The organism is Pseudomonas sp. (assembly GCF_036404235.1).
Classification (GTDB): domain Bacteria; phylum Pseudomonadota; class Gammaproteobacteria; order Pseudomonadales; family Pseudomonadaceae; genus Aquipseudomonas.
In genome coordinates this window covers 1-17,101 of the sequence record NZ_DASWOT010000042.1, presented here as the reverse complement: position 1 = coordinate 17,101, position 17,101 = coordinate 1, and the positions used below count along the sequence as shown (strand labels likewise).

16 protein-coding genes are annotated in these 17,101 nt (G+C 55.5%); 14 read left to right on the top strand and 2 right to left on the bottom strand.

What is annotated here, in order from left to right:
• Positions 1–136: 136 nt before the first annotated feature.
• The 5 genes from oscA to VGC62_RS05450 all read left to right on the top strand — a co-directional run bounded on the left by oscA (position 137) and on the right by VGC62_RS05450 (position 4,263).
• Positions 137–319 (top strand): sulfur starvation response protein OscA, encoded by a 183-nt coding sequence (gene oscA, locus VGC62_RS05470; RefSeq protein ID WP_074752461.1) that lies wholly within the window; start codon positions 137–139, stop codon positions 317–319.
• A gap of 149 nt (positions 320–468) precedes the next feature.
• Positions 469–1,476 (top strand): sulfate ABC transporter substrate-binding protein, encoded by a 1,008-nt coding sequence (locus tag VGC62_RS05465; RefSeq protein WP_331186049.1) that lies wholly within the window; start codon positions 469–471, stop codon positions 1,474–1,476.
• A gap of 91 nt (positions 1,477–1,567) precedes the next feature.
• Positions 1,568–2,389: a sulfate ABC transporter permease subunit CysT gene (cysT, locus tag VGC62_RS05460; RefSeq protein ID WP_331186048.1), complete on the top strand. Its 822-nt coding sequence runs from the start codon at positions 1,568–1,570 to the stop codon at positions 2,387–2,389.
• A gap of 11 nt (positions 2,390–2,400) precedes the next feature.
• The gene (gene cysW / locus VGC62_RS05455; protein ID WP_331186047.1) at positions 2,401–3,273 is read left to right on the top strand and encodes a sulfate ABC transporter permease subunit CysW; all 873 of its coding nucleotides are present in this window, start codon (positions 2,401–2,403) and stop codon (positions 3,271–3,273) included.
• A 3-nt stretch (positions 3,274–3,276) separates the two neighbouring features.
• Entirely contained in the window at positions 3,277–4,263 is a 987-nt protein-coding gene (locus tag VGC62_RS05450) for a sulfate ABC transporter ATP-binding protein (protein WP_331186046.1), read from the top strand.
• 134 nt (positions 4,264–4,397) lie between these two features.
• On the opposite strand, the gene VGC62_RS05445 is transcribed toward VGC62_RS05450, so the two are convergent.
• On the bottom strand, positions 4,398–4,934 hold the full coding sequence (locus tag VGC62_RS05445; protein ID WP_331186045.1) for a DUF962 domain-containing protein: 537 nt from the start codon (positions 4,932–4,934) through the stop codon (positions 4,398–4,400).
• A 105-nt stretch (positions 4,935–5,039) separates the two neighbouring features.
• Between VGC62_RS05445 and VGC62_RS05440 the strand changes: the two genes are divergently transcribed.
• The 7 genes from VGC62_RS05440 to VGC62_RS05410 all read left to right on the top strand — a co-directional run bounded on the left by VGC62_RS05440 (position 5,040) and on the right by VGC62_RS05410 (position 14,965).
• Positions 5,040–5,741, top strand: a complete 702-nt coding sequence (locus tag VGC62_RS05440) for a Crp/Fnr family transcriptional regulator (RefSeq protein WP_331186044.1) — start codon at positions 5,040–5,042, stop codon at positions 5,739–5,741.
• A 346-nt stretch (positions 5,742–6,087) separates the two neighbouring features.
• Entirely contained in the window at positions 6,088–6,669 is a 582-nt protein-coding gene (locus tag VGC62_RS05435) for an alpha/beta hydrolase (RefSeq protein ID WP_331186043.1), read from the top strand.
• A 141-nt stretch (positions 6,670–6,810) separates the two neighbouring features.
• Positions 6,811–7,761, top strand: coding sequence for a sigma 54-interacting transcriptional regulator (locus VGC62_RS05430; protein WP_331186042.1), 951 nt, complete (start codon positions 6,811–6,813; stop codon positions 7,759–7,761).
• Positions 7,762–7,992: 231 nt separating this feature from the next.
• On the top strand, positions 7,993–8,775 hold the full coding sequence (locus VGC62_RS05425) for a MetQ/NlpA family ABC transporter substrate-binding protein (RefSeq protein WP_331186041.1): 783 nt from the start codon (positions 7,993–7,995) through the stop codon (positions 8,773–8,775).
• 398 nt (positions 8,776–9,173) lie between these two features.
• The gene (locus tag VGC62_RS05420) at positions 9,174–10,157 is read left to right on the top strand and encodes a hypothetical protein (protein WP_331186040.1); all 984 of its coding nucleotides are present in this window, start codon (positions 9,174–9,176) and stop codon (positions 10,155–10,157) included.
• 54 nt (positions 10,158–10,211) lie between these two features.
• The gene (locus tag VGC62_RS05415) at positions 10,212–13,805 is read left to right on the top strand and encodes a hypothetical protein (protein ID WP_331186039.1); all 3,594 of its coding nucleotides are present in this window, start codon (positions 10,212–10,214) and stop codon (positions 13,803–13,805) included.
• Positions 13,802–14,965 carry an RHS repeat-associated core domain-containing protein gene (locus tag VGC62_RS05410; RefSeq protein WP_331186038.1) on the top strand — a complete coding sequence of 388 codons (1,164 nt, stop codon included), beginning with the start codon at positions 13,802–13,804 and terminating at the stop codon, positions 14,963–14,965. The genes VGC62_RS05415 and VGC62_RS05410 overlap by 4 nt, the downstream gene beginning before the upstream one ends.
• Before the next feature lie 52 nt (positions 14,966–15,017).
• Here the strand turns inward: VGC62_RS05410 and VGC62_RS05405 are convergent, their stop codons facing one another.
• A complete protein-coding gene (locus VGC62_RS05405) occupies positions 15,018–15,161 on the bottom strand; it encodes a hypothetical protein (RefSeq protein ID WP_331186037.1) in 144 nt (47 codons plus the stop codon).
• A 267-nt stretch (positions 15,162–15,428) separates the two neighbouring features.
• Here VGC62_RS05405 and VGC62_RS05400 point away from each other — a divergent pair, with 267 nt between their 5' ends.
• Entirely contained in the window at positions 15,429–16,325 is an 897-nt protein-coding gene (locus VGC62_RS05400; protein WP_331186036.1) for a TauD/TfdA family dioxygenase, read from the top strand.
• 14 nt (positions 16,326–16,339) lie between these two features.
• Positions 16,340–17,101 (top strand): ABC transporter ATP-binding protein (locus VGC62_RS05395; protein ID WP_331186035.1); only part of this gene is annotated, 762 nt, incomplete at its 3' end.

Here is a 17,101-nt window from a genome sequence, read left to right as displayed (position 1 = left end):
GTAAATTCCTTTTTGTTATATCTGCATTCTTAAATAGTATTTTTAAGAATAACCCCGTCTCTCTAAGATTGTCTCCACGCCATCAGCAGCCCCCTTTCCATTCGTGCTGCGGGCAACTTATCCAAGGAGCACGATCATGAGCGCATCTCTACGTAGCGTTGACGGCCAGGACGAAGCAAGCATTTTGCGTGAAATCCAGAGCGCACTGCGCGACCTGCGCTTCGGCGCGGTCGAAATTACTGTGCATAACGCGCAGGTGGTACAGATCGAACGTAAAGAGAAATTCCGTTTGCAGAATCCAGGTAACAAACCAAGTTGAAGATTGCATTGAGCTGTAGGAGCCAACTTGTTGGCGAAGGGGCTATGTACTGTGTCAGTTATGCCGCTTCGCGAACAAGTTCGCTCCTACAGAAGCGTCAAAACTAAAACTAAAAAAGCCAACAACACTCATTCCAAGGAGCTTGATTCATGTCCATTCGCCGTTACGCGCTGGCGGCCCTCGCCAGTGCTGTGTTTGCAGGTTCCGCCGTTGCCAAGGATTACGAGCTGCTCAACGTTTCTTATGACCCGACACGCGAGCTGTATCAGGATTACAACGCTGAATTCGTCAATTTCTGGAAAAAATCGCACCCGGATGACAAGGTCGAAATCAAGCAATCCCACGGGGGGTCGGGCAAGCAAGGCCGCGCTGTAATTGACGGTCTGCGCGCTGACGTCGTGACGCTGGCGTTGGCCGGAGACATCGACGAAATCGCCAAGCTGGGTAAAACCCTGCCTGAAAACTGGCAAACCCGCCTCCCGGACGCCAGCACTCCGTACACCTCGACCATCGTGTTCCTGGTGCGCAAGGGCAACCCAAAAGGCATCAAGGATTGGGGTGACTTGATCAAGAAAGACGTTTCTGTCATCACGCCAAACCCGAAAACCTCCGGTGGCGCACGCTGGAACTTCCTCGCAGCCTACGGCTACGGCCTGAAAACCGGCGGCAGTGAAGCCAAGGCCAATGAATACGTGACAGAGTTGTTCAAGCACGTCCCGATTCTGGACACCGGCGCTCGCGGTTCGACCATTACCTTCGTCAACAACGGCCAGGGCGATGTGCTGCTGGCATGGGAAAACGAAGCCTTCCTGGCACTCAAAGAAGACGGCGGCGCAGACAAGTTCGACATCGTCGTACCTTCGCTGTCGATTCTGGCTGAGCCCCCTGTCGCCGTGGTCGACAAGAACGCCGAGAAAAAGGGCAACACCGAAATCGCCACCGAATACCTGAAGCACCTCTACAGCAAAGAAGGTCAGGAAATTGCAGCAAAAAACTTCTACCGTCCACGCAACGCTGAAGTCGCTGCCAAGTACGAAAAGCAATTTCCAAAACTGAACCTGCTGACTATCGACAAAGACTTCGGCGGCTGGAAAACTGCGCAGCCGAAATTCTTTAACGATGGCGGCGTGTTCGACCAGATCTACCAAGCGCAATAATCTGCGTGGCGAGACGCCGAACAGCGTCTCGTCGGCCTGTTTTCCAAGCCCGGATTCGCCTCCGGGCTTTGTACGTTAACCAAGGACACTTATGTCGCGACGTATCTCCCCCGTCATACCCGGCTTCGGGCTGACGCTGGGTTACACCTTGGTGTATCTCAGTCTGATTGTGTTGATTCCGCTGGCAGCCATGTTTGTTCATGCCGCCCAGCTCACCTGGGATCAGTTCTGGAACATCGTCACGGCACCGCGTGTGCTCGCTGCCCTGAAACTGAGTTTCGGCACGGCGTTCTATGCCGCCATCATCAACGGCATCATCGGTACGTTGCTGGCTTGGGTATTGGTGCGCTACACCTTCCCCGGGCGCAAGATCATCGATGCGATGATCGATCTGCCCTTCGCGCTGCCCACCGCTGTGGCCGGCATCGCACTGACCGCGCTGTACACGCCGACAGGGCTCGTAGGACAGTTTGCCACCGACCTGGGCTTCAAAATCGCTTACACGCCACTTGGGATCACCCTGGCGCTGACCTTCGTCACGCTGCCGTTCGTGGTGCGCACGGTGCAACCGGTGCTGGCCGATATTCCGCGCGAAGTCGAGGAGGCCGCTGCTTGCCTCGGTGCGCGTCCCTTGCAGGTATTTCGCTACATCCTCGTTCCAGCGCTGCTGCCTGCGTGGCTGACCGGTTTTGCACTGGCCTTTGCGCGCGGCGTCGGTGAGTACGGTTCGGTGATTTTCATCGCTGGCAACATGCCAATGAAGACTGAAATCCTGCCGCTGCTGATCATGGTCAAGCTGGACCAGTATGACTACACCGGCGCCACGGCGATTGGCGTGATGATGCTGGTGGTGTCGTTCATTCTGTTGCTGCTGATCAACTTGCTGCAGCGACGCATCGAAACCCCATCCTGAGGAGGCGCACTATGTCTGGTTCATCGCTTATCGCCGCGTCCTCGGCCAATGCTGCCCGCCGTGGCAGCGCCGTGTCGCGGCGCATCCTGATCAGCCTCGGTTGGCTGGTCTTTGCGCTGTTTTTATTGTTGCCGCTGTTCATTGTCGTATCCCAAGGCCTGAAATCCGGCCTGGGAGCTTTCTTTACCGCGATCTTCGAGCCCGACGCCTTGTCGGCGCTCAAGCTCACGGTGATCGCCGTGTTGATTTCGGTGCCGCTCAATCTGCTGTTCGGTGTCAGTGCCGCGTGGTGCGTGAGCAAGTACTCGTTTCGGGGAAAAAGCTTTCTGGTGACGCTGATCGACCTACCCTTCTCGGTCTCGCCGGTCATCGCCGGTCTGGTCTATGTACTGATGTTCGGCGCGCAAGGGCTGTTTGGGCCTTGGTTACAGGACCACGACATTCAGATCGTCTTCGCTTTGCCGGGCATCGTGCTGGCGACCATCTTCGTGACTGTGCCGTTCGTGGCGCGTGAGCTGATCCCGCTGATGCAGGAACAAGGCACTCAGGAAGAAGAGGCCGCTCGTTTGCTGGGCGCCAACGGCTGGCAGATGTTCTGGCACGTCACGGTGCCCAATATCAAATGGGGTCTGATCTACGGCGTAGTGCTGTGTACGGCCCGGGCCATGGGCGAATTCGGCGCGGTGTCGGTGGTGTCCGGACACATTCGCGGTGTCACCAATACCCTGCCGCTGCACGTCGAAATTCTCTACAACGAGTACAACCACGTGGCCGCGTTTGCCGTGGCGAGCCTGTTGCTGATCCTTGCGCTGTTAATCCTGCTGCTCAAGCAGTGGAGCGAATCCCGTATTAACCGTCTGCGCCAAAGTGCGGCGGAGGAATAATTCATGTCGATCGAAGTCCGTAACGTCAGCAAGAACTTCAACGCTTTCAAGGCCCTCAACAACATCAACCTGGACATCCAGAGTGGCGAGTTGGTGGCGTTGTTGGGCCCGTCCGGTTGTGGCAAGACCACATTGCTGCGCATTATCGCCGGGCTGGAAACACCGGATCAGGGCAGTATCGTGTTCCACGGCGAAGACGTTTCCGAACACGACGTGCGTGATCGTAATGTTGGCTTCGTGTTCCAGCATTACGCGCTGTTCCGCCATATGACCGTGTTCGACAACGTTGCTTTCGGCCTGCGCATGAAACCTAAAAAACAGCGCCCGAACGAAAGCCAGATCGCGGCCAAGGTGCATGAGCTGCTCAACATGGTGCAGCTCGATTGGCTGTCGGATCGTTATCCGGAGCAGTTGTCTGGTGGTCAGCGTCAGCGTATCGCCCTGGCGCGTGCGCTGGCGGTCGAGCCCAAAGTGCTGTTGCTCGATGAGCCGTTCGGTGCGTTGGACGCCAAAGTGCGTAAAGAGCTGCGCCGCTGGTTGGCACGGCTGCACGAAGACATCAACTTGACCTCCGTATTCGTGACCCACGACCAGGAAGAAGCCATGGAAGTGGCGGACCGCATTGTGGTGATGAACAAAGGCGTGATCGAGCAAATCGGCTCACCGGGCGACGTGTATGAAAACCCGGCCAGCGATTTTGTTTATCACTTCCTTGGCGATTCGAACCGTCTGCATTTGGGCGAAGACAACGTGCTGTTCCGTCCGCACGAAGTCTCGCTGTCGCGTCACGAGCTGGAAGGCCACCACGCCGCTGAAGTCCGCGACATTCGCCCGCTGGGCGCGACGACTCGTGTGACGCTGAAGGTCGAAGGGCAGAGCGAGCTGATCGAAGCTGAGGTGGTGAAAGACCACGACAGCCTGATCGGCTTGACTCGCGGTGAGACGCTCTTCTTCAAGCCGAAGGTCTGGCAGAAGGTGGCGAATATCTGATAGTGCGTTCAGCCCGCTGACGTTGCGGGCTGGGTAATAGGCCCTGTAGGGGGGAAGGCTGCGATAGAACTCAAACTCGGTGTTGGTTTGAGATTTGATCGCAGCCTTTGGCCGTTACAAGGGCTGCGCTGTCATCAGGTTCTGCTTCGAACCGCTGTCTTCATATCCCGCCTGCGCGTAACCCCGACCCGCTTTTCAATCTCATGCTGCAAGCCTTTGCGCATGCCCAGCAAAAACGCCAACTCTGCCACCACGAATAGCGGGCCGATGATCAGGCCTGTGACGTCGTCGATAAACGCAGGTTTGCGACCCTCGTAATAATGACCAACGAACTGGATAACCCAGCCGACGATAAACAAGCCCAGCCCGGTACTGAGCCAGACCATGACTGGCTGTTGTGCGAGCAGGGCGCCAGCCCATAGGCACAGCCCCAAAAGCCCGGCCATTAGCACGCCAAAGGCGAGGTCGAGCCGCAGGTAGAACATCGTTGACGCCAGCACCGCTAATGCCGCGGGTGAGAGCCGGAATCCGGCGACAACAATGCCAGGTAAGGAAAGTAGTACAGCCACCGCGAGCACAATCAACGGAATGCCTAGGAAATGGCTGACGATGTTCCGGGTATCCCTATGGTAGGACGCATATTGGCTCAAATGATCGATGAGGTTTTTCATTGTTTTTCCTCCCTTGTAGCGTTGATCATGCCGCTGCTTCCAGGGTGGCAAGCAGTGCTCCGGTCCAGCCTGCAGCAAATAACAAGTAAGAAAAAGGAGACTCACATGACGAATGGAACCCAATGGCGCTCGTGGTTGATCAATGATCAGTGGTTCAACGAACTGCCCGCTAAGTTGCAGGATAGCCTGCTGGTGTCCATGCAGCAGCGGCGTGTGACGCCAGGCAAACTTATCTTCAGAAAAGACTATCCAGTGTGCGGTTTTTACGCGTTGCTGGAGGGCTCGTTGCGTATGGGGCGGCCTTGCCAGCAGCGCCAATGGTTGCCGCCGAGTCATTTCAAACGGCCTTACTGGTTCGGTGAGGTGTCGCTGTTCGAAGATAAACCTCGTCTGCAGGATATCTACGCCGAAGATCAGGTAATCACATTGCAGATGCCTCAAGGCAGCCTGCGTGAGTTATTGCAGGGGCATCCCGAATACAGACGCTATTTTGCCGATCTGCTTGGCCGCAAACTGGGGTTGAGAGTACCGCCTGCTGGTCAACTCACATTATTGCCAACGCTTGAGCGAGTGGCGTTCCGACTGTTGATGCTGTCCGAAGGGTATGGAGAGATCAATTGTTCGGTGCGCATCGTTTCACGCAACGATTTGCCTTCTGAACAGTGCCTTGGGCTAGCAGCCGAGAGCATCGACCGCACGCTGGAAGAGCTTTGCGAGCGCAAGGTCATTCGCCGGGACCACGACTTCATCTCGATTTTGGATACCGACAAGCTTCGGCATCTGGCCAGGCACCGCTTGACCGAGTAAGCCACACGTCATGGCTGTGGCCTTCATCGGCTGGATGTTCCAACATCAGGAGAGTGTTCGTCGATGGCTCTTCTGACGCAGACCAACGGTGGGTCCCGATAAAATTTCTGTAACAACGTTCTCGTACTCTTCATCTATCCCCGGCGAGCGGGGCAGGCAGCGATTTTATGGGCCGTTCCTTAGGCAGGGAGCGGCCCTCTTTTTTTCTGCGCGGTATCTACCGTTTGGCCCATCATTCTCTACATATGTTTTTAAGATATTAATAAATAGCTTCTTATTCCTTAACGAATATATACGGCATCCCTATACTCGCCCCCATGAACGCAACATGCAGGAGGCGAACCCCATGCATAACCAATCGATCCGCTATCTGATCCTGCCAGGCTGGCAAGGGTCTGCCGACGACCATTGGCAAACCCATTGGCAAAACAGCCTGCCCAACAGTGTCCGAGTGGAACAGGCCGATTGGCTCAAACCGCGTCGCGAAGACTGGGTGGGTGAACTGCAACGCACTATTGCCGCTGACAGCTCCCCGGTGATCCTGATCGCGCACAGCTTGGGGTGCGTGACTGTCGCGCATTGGGCGCAATTGGCGCCGCTGCAAACGCTGCGGCAAGTGCGCGGCGCTTTGCTGGTCGCACCGGCTGATGTCGAACGCCCTAATTGCCCGCCAGCGATTCGCAATTTCGCACCGATTCCCGAGCACCTGCTGCCGTTCCCGACGCAAGTGGTCAGCTCCGATAACGATTCTGCCGTCAGTGCTTTGCGGGCAATGGAAATGGCCAGCAATTGGGGTGCAGAAATCGGCATCATCGGCGGCGGCGGGCACATCAACGTCAAATCAGGCCATCAACGCTGGGAGCAAGGCTTCGCTTATCTCTATCGCCTGCAGGGCCGAATGGAACATCTGTCGCGCCGTCGCGCCTGATCTACCCCTGACCTTATTCACGTCGCATACGAACCACTGCGTTTCCCATCGCTAGCTTTTGCCGAACCGAGCCCCATGGCTCGGCGGCCTATTTTTTATGTAACGCCCAGTTCCGACGAAGGACTTGGGCGGGAGTCTGCCATGAGTCATCCTGAAACCTACGCCCAGCCGCTGCTGACCTTCCCCGACGCCGAAAAAAGCCCGCTGAGCATTCGCGCCAAAGCGCTGGTGTTCTTCGATCCGCGCTCACGCCGTTTGCGTGAAGAGATGGAGCTGCTGGCCACCCAAGATTTGCCTGTGTTGATCCAAGGGGAGTCCGGGACGGGTAAGGAGCTGTTGGCGCGGCACATCCATCGTGGCAGTGATCGTGCAGGGCTGTTCGTTTCAGTCAATTGCGGCGCGATCAGCCCGACCTATGCCGATGCAGAGTTGTTCGGCTACGCGGCGGGCGCCCACAGCGGCTCGGTCAGCAGCCGTGCCGGGTGGTTTGGGTCGGCCACTGGCGGCACGCTCTATTTGGACGAAATTGCTGATTTGCCGCTCTCGATTCAGATCAAGCTGCTGGCTGCGCTGGAAAATCGTGAAGTGACTCGCGTGGGCGCTCACCAGCCTAGCCCCGTAGACGTGCGTCTGGTCGCGGCAACCAGTATCGACCTGAGGTTGGCGGTGGCGGCCGGTAAGTTTCACGAGCGCTTGTATCACTACTTAAGCGAGGGGCAGTTGGACATGCCAGCGCTTCGCGAACAGCCGGGTAATATTCTGCCGTTGGCCGAGTATTTTCTGGGCATCTACAGCCAGCGTTTCGACTTCCCAATGCCACTGATCAGCGATGCGGCTCAGCAGGTGTTAGAGCAACACACGTGGCCAGGGAACACACGGGAACTGGAGAACGTCATCCACTTTGCGTTGTTGGTCAGCAATGGAGATGAGGTCCTGCCTGAGCATTTAAGTCTGCCGCAAACCCCTGATGCGCTTACGCTGATCGAGCGGCAACTGGCGCGGTGGGGGAAGGATGCAACGACTGAGCAACTCTTTGCAGTCAGGCGCTTGCTGGCTGAGGTCGATTTGCGTCTCGCGCAAGCATCCCGATAACGCTAAACGGTTGGAGGCCCTTCCTCTACCCGGCGAGGGCCATAGGCAGAAGGGTTGCATGCGGTCACTAGCAACCTCACAAAATAGAATAAGCATTCGCCTAAAAAGTATTGTAAGGGAATAAGAAATATCGGTAATGTCCATTCCACGCCGCTAACCACCTGTGTTGGCGGCACTCAACATAGACGCGAGTCGCCTGTTGAGGCGACCGGACTCTCCTAAGGACATTGCATGAAAAAGACGCTGCTATTGACCGCTCTTGCGGCCGCACTCTCCATCGGCCTGGCACAAGCGGGCGAAAAACTGGTCGTGGGTGCAACGCCAGTTCCGCACGCCGAGATCCTTGAGTTGATCAAGCCTGAGCTGGCCAAAGAAGGCGTGGACCTGGAAATCAAGGTCTTCACCGATTACGTACAGCCCAACGTGCAACTGAACGAAAAACGTCTGGACGCCAACTACTTTCAGACCAAGCCGTATCTGGATGGCTTCAACAAAGGTAAAAACGCACACTTGGTGACGGGTGTGGGCGTTCACGTTGAACCGTTTGGTGGTTATTCGAAGAAGTACAAGTCCATCGCTGATCTGCCGGAAGGCGCAACCATTGCCATTCCAAACGAAGGCAGCAACGCCGGTCGCGCACTGCTGCTGTTGCAGAAAAACGGTTTGATCACGCTGAAGGACCCGACCAATGCGCTGTCGACTCCAAAAGACATCGCCACCAACCCGAAAAAATTCAAGTTCCGTGAGCTGGAATCCGCTGTCCTGCCGCGCGTGCTGGATCAAGTCGACCTGGACCTGATCAACACCAACTACGCGCTGGAAGCCAAGCTCAATCCCAAGAAAGACGCGCTGATCATCGAAGGGGCTGACTCGCCTTACGTTAACTTCCTGGTGACCCGTGAGGACAACGCCCACACCGCCGCCATCGAGAAGCTGTCCAAAGCGCTGACCAGCCAGGAAGTCAAAGACTTCATCAACAAGAAGTACGACGGCGCGGTATTGCCAGCGTTCTGATGGGTTCCAGCACATCGTTTAGTACTACCTATCCGGGGCGCAATTCAGCGACCCCGGATTTTTGCGTGTGAGCGCAAGAACGCAACTGGGTTTTGTCCAGGACCTACTTCAGCGTCTGAAACGACTCCTCTCTGGTGGTCTGTCTGATCCCCAAACCTGAATGCCGTATTGCATAAACCTTTGCTGTATCCAAGGCTTGATCACACGTGTCAGAGGTTAATTCCTACAGACATTTCTTTGCTATGCCTTCGTCCTCTGTGCCTGATGGACTATTGAATGTTTATAGGTAGTTCTATTTATTAATGTCTGTCGGATCCTTTGTAATTCGACAAATAGTGTGTCGCACACAGTGCGACGTTTAAATAAGTAGATTATAAATTCGAGCAGTAGAGAACATCATGGACGATAGAGAATTGCATAAAGAACAGCCGTGGGCTGATATGAAAATCATGAGCATAGAGGCGACGAACAGTCATCTGCTGTATGCCAACGGCCTACAACAAGTTGAACTGCTTGTTCGGGTTCTGGCGATAGATGAAAATGGCCACGATGCGCCTATCAGTACCCAAGAGCTTCAGAGTCTGGAGCTGTTCGATTCTCGAGGCGCAGACATTCATATAGTGGCCCAGGAAGTGCTGGACAGTTACAACTATAAATACGGTGCCCCCGTTGATCACAAAGGTTGGGGATGGAGTTACAATCGCAATACTCAATTCGTACCGTTGCCGTCCACCGGGGACGCGCCCTCTGCGGTGCCGCCGAGTACCAGCGAGCACGAACGACGCGTGAAAATTTATTTGCACACCCGCACGCCAGAGGTCTTACATGTCGGGTTTCGTATCACGCAGGAGGCCGGAGCGGTATTCAGCTCTGGTGAACTGGCTGGCGGAGTGGCCAGGCTTTCGGCTATTCCTCGGAAGGTTTATCGGCCTCACGACTACACCTTCAGCAATGACCATCGAAGAACTGAGCTTAATCCAAACGGCCACGAAGTGGACTTTACGTGTTACACACTTTCTTTGTTTGAAAACGGTGCGCATGTTGAATTCCTTACTGAATATACGGTACCTAAACAGCGAGGTATGCTTCACCTTGGCAAGGGTATTGAAGAAGAGGGAACTTATGCGGGCGTGGCCCTTCCAGGGTCCGATCAGTTTGAAGTTGGATACATTGAATATGCCTATATTCCGCGTGTCCCTGCCAGCGCAAAAAAATCGGGCACCTTTGCGATCGTGTTAGGTTGGCAGAAGCCGCTTAAACGAATAGGCAATCATCACGCCGCCTTGCAGCCGATTAATGTGGAGACGGTCGATACCTACGGCAATGCTCATAATATTCGCGTGGCTTTCGCGGCAGAGCAACAGGCGCTGACGCTGTTTTAATTATTTAACGCCTTTGGTGGGCACGCCAAAGGCAACTTGGTGGAGTAATAAATCATGGCTTCAGCTATTACCGGTGCGCCTTCGCACGCCTATAATTTTTCCAGTTTCTTTACATCCGGTGTCGATCCAAGAACGGGTACGTTTAGCAGCAGTATTTCTCTTTGTTCTTTAATAGCAAACGTATTGGCTGGCCCCTCTTGCCCGGTGTCGTTGGTGTTCAATGCACTTCAAGGTGTCGATCATGGTTTCGGTATTGGCTGGTCAATTCCGTGCTCGCGCTATTCATCATCAAGCAGACGGCTGAGTCTGCTCACGGGTGCATCATACGAAGCGCTCATTTCCGCTGATGACTTCCAGGTCATCGACAAAAAGATACGAGACATCAAGACCAGCAAGGTGGGCGATGAGCTTGTGATCGAACACAAGTCAGGGTTGATGGAGGTATTGAGTAACCCGGGCGGAGACTGGCCGGAATGGTTGGTGACGAAAATCTATTCGGCGCAGGGCCGAATGATTCGCCTGAACTATACCGTCCATCATGGGAGGCAATGTCTGCATGAGGTGTGGGATGAGCACCAGCGATTGCTGCTTATTGAGCTCGACGTAGCGTCAGCGCCTAAGATCACTGTCTGGCCCGATCTACCCGAAAACATGTTGCGCTTTCAGTTACGCGTGAAGAACGGTGAGCTGAGATCGATCATTCTCAATACCGGTACAACAGACACCGCTCAGTGGGCGTTTACATACACAAAAATAGAAAATCTATTGCTGATGTCCGAACTGCGATTGCCCACCGGCGGTTTGGAGCGCGTGACCTACAGGGCATCGTTGATGCAGCTTCCTGACGGTGCTCCCTTAAGTGCCTTGCCGGCGGTTGTGGGCCACATGGTATTTCCTGGCGCGGGTCAGCCATCTATCGTGCGCAAGTTCAGCTACTCGCTGAAAAACTACCTCGGTTTTGGTTCGAACATCCGCTGGGGCGCTGGCGAAGACAACCTTTATCAAGCACTTGGCGATTTTGAATACAGTAGCGTCGAGGCGCTCGTCACGGGAAATGGAAGTAATCAGCGACCCGTGAGGCAGATCACCCGGACGTACAACCGATTTCATTTACTTGTCAGGGAAACCACCAGCCAGCAAGGTCATGTCGTCAAAAAAAGCATCGAATACAACGACAGAGCGGGTTTGGCCTATCATCTGCAACCTGCCAATTTCCAGTTACCTCGGCGCAGTTGGACCGAGTACTCGCTCACCGCCGACCCAGATAAGGTCAGGATCGAGGAAACACTGACGGAGTTCGACGGGCACGGCAATTTGCTGAAACAGGTTCTGCCGACCGGCGTAATCGAGGAGCTTGAGTACTACCCCGTAGAAGGTTCGGTGGGGTGCCCGGCAGATCCCTTTGGCGGGGTTCGTTGGCTCAAAAGCAAGACCGTTACGCCTGCGCCTGGACGGGCAAGCGCACAGCCTTTGGTCACCACTTATCAATATGTGGACCTGCCCTCTGCCACGCCGGCACGTGCCCGGTTTATCGCATTGCAGCAACAGAGCCATGCCACGTTGACGGGGGAAGACTCAGACACGCCTTATAAAACGGTGGCCTATGAATATGTCGATGACATTGGCAGTCTTTTTTTTGGTCGCGTGAGTCAAACCATCGACACCATCAACGGTGTCGAAGGCCGTTACCAGCATAACTATGAAGTGCTGAACGGCCAGTTCAAAACGCAAACGACTTTCACCTCAATGGGCGTTCAGAGCCAACAATGGCTTCTCCAGGATCCCTGCTTTGGCGCGCGGATCAAGACCGAGGATCGTTGTGGCGTTTCGGTCGACTTCGCTTACGACCGGCTTGGCAGGAAAGTCAGTGAGATCCTGGCCGTCGGAACGCCCAATCAATGTACGGTCATTCACGAGCACCACTTGTCGGCCTCAGCGGCGGACTCTCAGATGATAGTGACGAGCGACTCTGTCGGACGAGCAGTGACCACGCTCATTGACGGGCTTGGGCGCACAGTGGAAGTAAGGGCTCAAGATGTTGACGGCGAGCCAAATGGTACAGAGAAGGCACCAGCCCAGGATGTCGACCATCGCGTTAAGCCGGTGCGTACTATTTACACGGCCAAATACAACCATCTTGGTCAGCTTGTTCGCGAGGAAAGTACCGATTGGACCCAGGACGCACCTCGACCCCTTGTCACGGCTTATGAGTATGACGATTGGGGCAACAAGGCAGTGACCATCGGGCCGGATGGGGTGAGGTTTCATGACCGTACTGATCCAATTACCCTGACTCACGAAACGGGGAAAGAGGGCGCTGGCAAAACGGTCACTACCAAAAACCTGTTTGGCAAGGACGACAGCATCGTTCGCTATGATCGACAAGGGCGCGTCGTCAGTACCAAAAGTTATGAATATGACGGTTATGGTCGGTGCGTCAAAGAGAGTGATCCGTATGGGTATCAGACTCACTACACCTATGACTTCGCCAACAGGGTGCTGACGGTCGCATTGCCTGATGGCGCGCAGATTCGAAAGGAATACGTTCTGCACAGCCTGGAGGATTTGCCCTCTCGTATATGGGCCAACGATTACCTCGTAGGCGAGCGTACGTATGATGGCCTGCTGCGAATGACCAGTGTCGTGGTTGGTGGCCGCCAGGAGGCATTTACCTACGAAGGCGCGCAAACACGTCCTGCAACCCACACCAAGGCAAGCGGGCTGGTTACGCGCTGGCAATACGATTGTTCGCTCAACAATCAACCACTGAGTCGAGAGGTGGATGGCAACGCACAACTTGCCTGCAGTTACCGTTACGACGCTCGTCACGGGAACCTGATACACGCTGCTACCCCATCCCGGATGCAGCGCAAACATTACTCGGCATCCGGGATGCTAGAGCAGGAAGATACGATCAACGACTCCGTTGAGGTCAATGCCTCGCACAGTTTCTCTTTGCGCGGCAAGCGTGTGAGTTATGTCGATGGGGGCGGCGTTGCCCAGATGACTCATTACGATAAACATGCCCGTGTTGTCGCGCTTGAGCAGGGTGATATCGATGCTCGGCTCACCTACGATGATCAGGGGCGGGTGTCTCGGACTGTCGCACTCACCAAACAAACCGGGCAGCAAATTGCCACGACGCTTGAATATGATGACTTTGACCGGGAGGTACGCCGCCTGCTGACGGTGGGTGATAATCCAGCCGAGGAACTGGTTCAGCATTTCGATCCGAGCGACAGGCTGCAGCGCCGAACCCTCGCCCGGGACGGCCAGACGATGCTTGATGAAAGCTACAGTTATGACCCGCGTGGTCGGTTGGTGGGGTATCAATGTTCGGGCGTGGCCTTGCCAAAGGACACCAACGGTAAATCCATAGTAAGCCAGGTGTACGAATTCGACGCCTTGGACAACATCACACGCTTGACCACGACATTTGACGGAGGCGAAAACATTGCGTCCTACGCCTACGAGCGGGCAGACAAAACGCAATTAAGCGCGGTGACACACAGCCATCCTGACTACGTGCATCAGAACATCACGTTTGACTACGACGCAGACGGCAATCAGATGAATGACGAATCAGGCCGTCGCTTGAACTATGACGCGCTCGGCCGGCTGTCTAGCGTTACTGAGGTGCGTCCATGACACAGGTGCATCCTGCAGCTTCCTATCGTTACGACGCTCTGGACCGCTTGATCGGGGGCACCACGGATATCGGTGACTTCACTCATCTTTATCGCGGCGATAGCCTCGTCGCCCGGCAGCACCATCAGCGGCATGACAGCATCGTGCGTCTTGATCGGCAATTGTTCGGCGTAACGTCGCTGGTGGCCGATCAGCCAAGCAGTGTTCTGTATGCAACGGACCAACAGTCCAGCGTACTGAGCACTCGCGAGGATGAAACCGCTACGCGACATCAGAGCTATACACCTTACGGCCACCTTGAAGGTGGTGTGCAAAGTCTGTTGGGATTCGATGGAGAATTGCCTGACCCGGTGACGGGTTGTTATTTACTAGGCAACGGGTACCGAGCCTACAATCCTTCGCTGATGCGTTTCCACTCGCCGGATAGTTTGAGTCCATTTGGTGCGGGAGGCATCAATGCCTATGCTTATTGTCTGGGCGATCCGGTCAATTTGATTGACCCTACCGGGCACTTCTCTTGGAATGCAGCGGCCAGTATTACCCTGGCCACGTTCTCTTTGGTGCTGACAGTAGGAACGCTTGGACTCGCGACACCGATAACGGGCCCTGTGTTGTATCTCAGCCTATCGTTGGCTCTGGCTTCGATCGCGAGCGACGTTCTAAGCATCGCCTCGACGCTCACCAAGGAGTTTTTACCAGACTCCGAAGTGGGCGCCGTGCTGGGTTATGTCAGTATCGGGCTAGCAGCCGCAAGCTTCTCCGGAAAGCGTGTCTTTGCTGATCGGTTGAAGAACGCATTGACCCGCACAGTATTGATCAGGGAAGGCGCGATACGGCTCAAGCCGTTTACAACGCATGTACCTCGTGCCCTTACTCGCGCAAGGTCCAACGTGGTAGCGCTGGAAAAGCTGGAGACCGTCGGCGAAGCATTTTTCTACTTCAAATTGCCTTGGTACGGATACCAGGCATTGGATAAGACACCAGGGTTCTTGGAAGCTGTTCGCCCCTATATATCGAGCAAGGAAGAACAGGAGGCCATGCCGGGCCAACCGATGAGTAGCCAGCAGGGAATGCTGGCAGCCGCCCAAATCACCCAGAGCGTTTTTTCAGACGACGACGCAAAGCTTCAGGATTCGATACGTTGCCCACTATTAGCTTGAGTGAGGGGCGCGCCGTGCTGCCAGAGACCTGGCCTCGCCCAACCTTCGCAGCTCAGTGATGTACGGTTTTCACGCCGACGGCTTGTGCATGCGTCGGCGTTTTTGCATCTGTGTTCAACGCGCGACGCAAGGCGATCAGCAGTTTCATGTGATCGCTCTGGTGGTGGAACTGAGTATTGGCACTGTGTTGCGGCATTGAACCCTTCCTCTTGTTGTACTACCTGACATGGGCACAATCGCCAGCCTGCTTGGCTGCGAGATGGAGGATAGACCATGAGAATGCGCTTGGGGTCCTCGTCGAAATACAAGAATTGGGTATCGCATCCGTTACTGAGGAAGGGGTCACAAAACCGCTAGTTCGATCAGAGCTATGCATATGCTCTAACGATATTTAAATTTCGATTCTTATGTCTATAAAGTTCACCCTCCTTAGCCACACGCTTTTTCTGGAGTCGGAGTTCTCATGCCAGCAGCCTCCCAAGCTTCCTCGTCCGCGCAAGCGTTCGGTCAGCAGTTCGATGTGCGTCCATTCGCCGAAAAGGTGGGCGCGGAAATCGTCGGTCTGGATCTGTCCCGCCCGCTCAATGACGCAGACTTTGCCCGCGTACACAAAGCGCACCTGGATCATCACGTTGTGGTGTTTCGCGACCAGCACATCACGCCGCAACAACAGATCGACTTTAGCCGCCGTTTCGGCGTGCTACAGATTCATGTGCTCAAGCAATTTTTGCTCGCCAATCACCCGGAAATCCTCATCGTCTCCAATATCGTCGAGAACGGTCAGCCGGTTGGGCTGGGTGATGCCGGTAAATATTGGCATTCGGACCTGTCCTACAAAGAACTCCCAAGCCTGGGCTCGATGCTTTATGCCCAAGAGCTGCCGAGCGAAGGTGGCGACACGTTGTTCGCCGACATGCACCTGGCCTGGGACACCCTGCCGGAGCATTTGCGCAAGGCAGTTGAAGGCCGCTCGGCGGTTCACAGCTACACCTCGCGCTATAGCGACGGGCACAACGCGCAAAACTGGCGCCCGACATTGAGCGCCCAGCAACTGGCTGAGGTTGTGGTCGTCAGCCATCCTATCGTGCGTACGCATCCGGAAACCGGGCGCAAAGCGCTGTTCGTCAGCGAAGGTTTTACTACTCATATCGTGGGATTACCGGACGACGAAAGTCAGCAGATTCTCAATGAGCTGTACGCCCATAGCGTGCGCCCTGAAGGTGTGTATCGCCATAAGTGGCAACCCAACGACATGGTTTTCTGGGACAACCGATCCCTGATTCACCTGGCAGGCGGCACCCCCGACCATCTGCGTCGTCGGCTGCACCGCACCACCATTCAAGGTGATGCGCCGTTCTGATTCAGGAGAGTTCCATGAATGCTGTTCTGCAAAGCCACACGGCTAGCAATGGCTCGACCGCGCAACAGATCAATCAGCCAACCGCTGAACCTCTGTTGCAAGTCCAAGGCGTAAGCCTTGAGTACCGCACCTCCGAGCGCGTGGTGCGGGCGACCCATCAAGTCAGTTTTGAAATCTACCCGGCTGATCGCTTCGTGCTGCTCGGCCCGTCAGGCTGTGGCAAATCGACCCTGCTCAAGGCCGTTGCTGGGTTCATTGCACCCAGTGAGGGGCAGATTCGTCTGGCTGGCCAGCAGGTCAAAGAGCCAGGCCCCGACCGTATCGTGGTGTTCCAGGAGTTCGACCAGTTACCGCCCTGGAAGACGGTGATCCAGAACGTCATGTTTCCACTGCTGGCCTCGCGCACGCTGAAGCGTCGCGAAGCCGAAGAACGCGCGCGGTACTACCTGGAAAAGGTCGGCCTCAGCGCGTTTGCCGACGCTTACCCGCACACCTTGTCTGGCGGTATGAAGGCCCGCGTGGCGATTGCGCGGGCACTGGCGATGCAGCCAAAGATCCTGTTGATGGATGAACCCTTTGCGGCGCTCGACGCCCTGACGCGTCGCAAGATGCAGGAAGAGTTGCTGGAGCTGTGGGACGAGGTGCGTTTTACGTTGCTGTTCGTCACTCACTCCATTGAAGAGGCGCTGGTGGTGGGCAACCGGATTCTGCTGCTGTCGCCGCATCCGGGGCGTGTGCGTGCCGAAATCAACAGTCATCAGTACGACCTGAAAAGC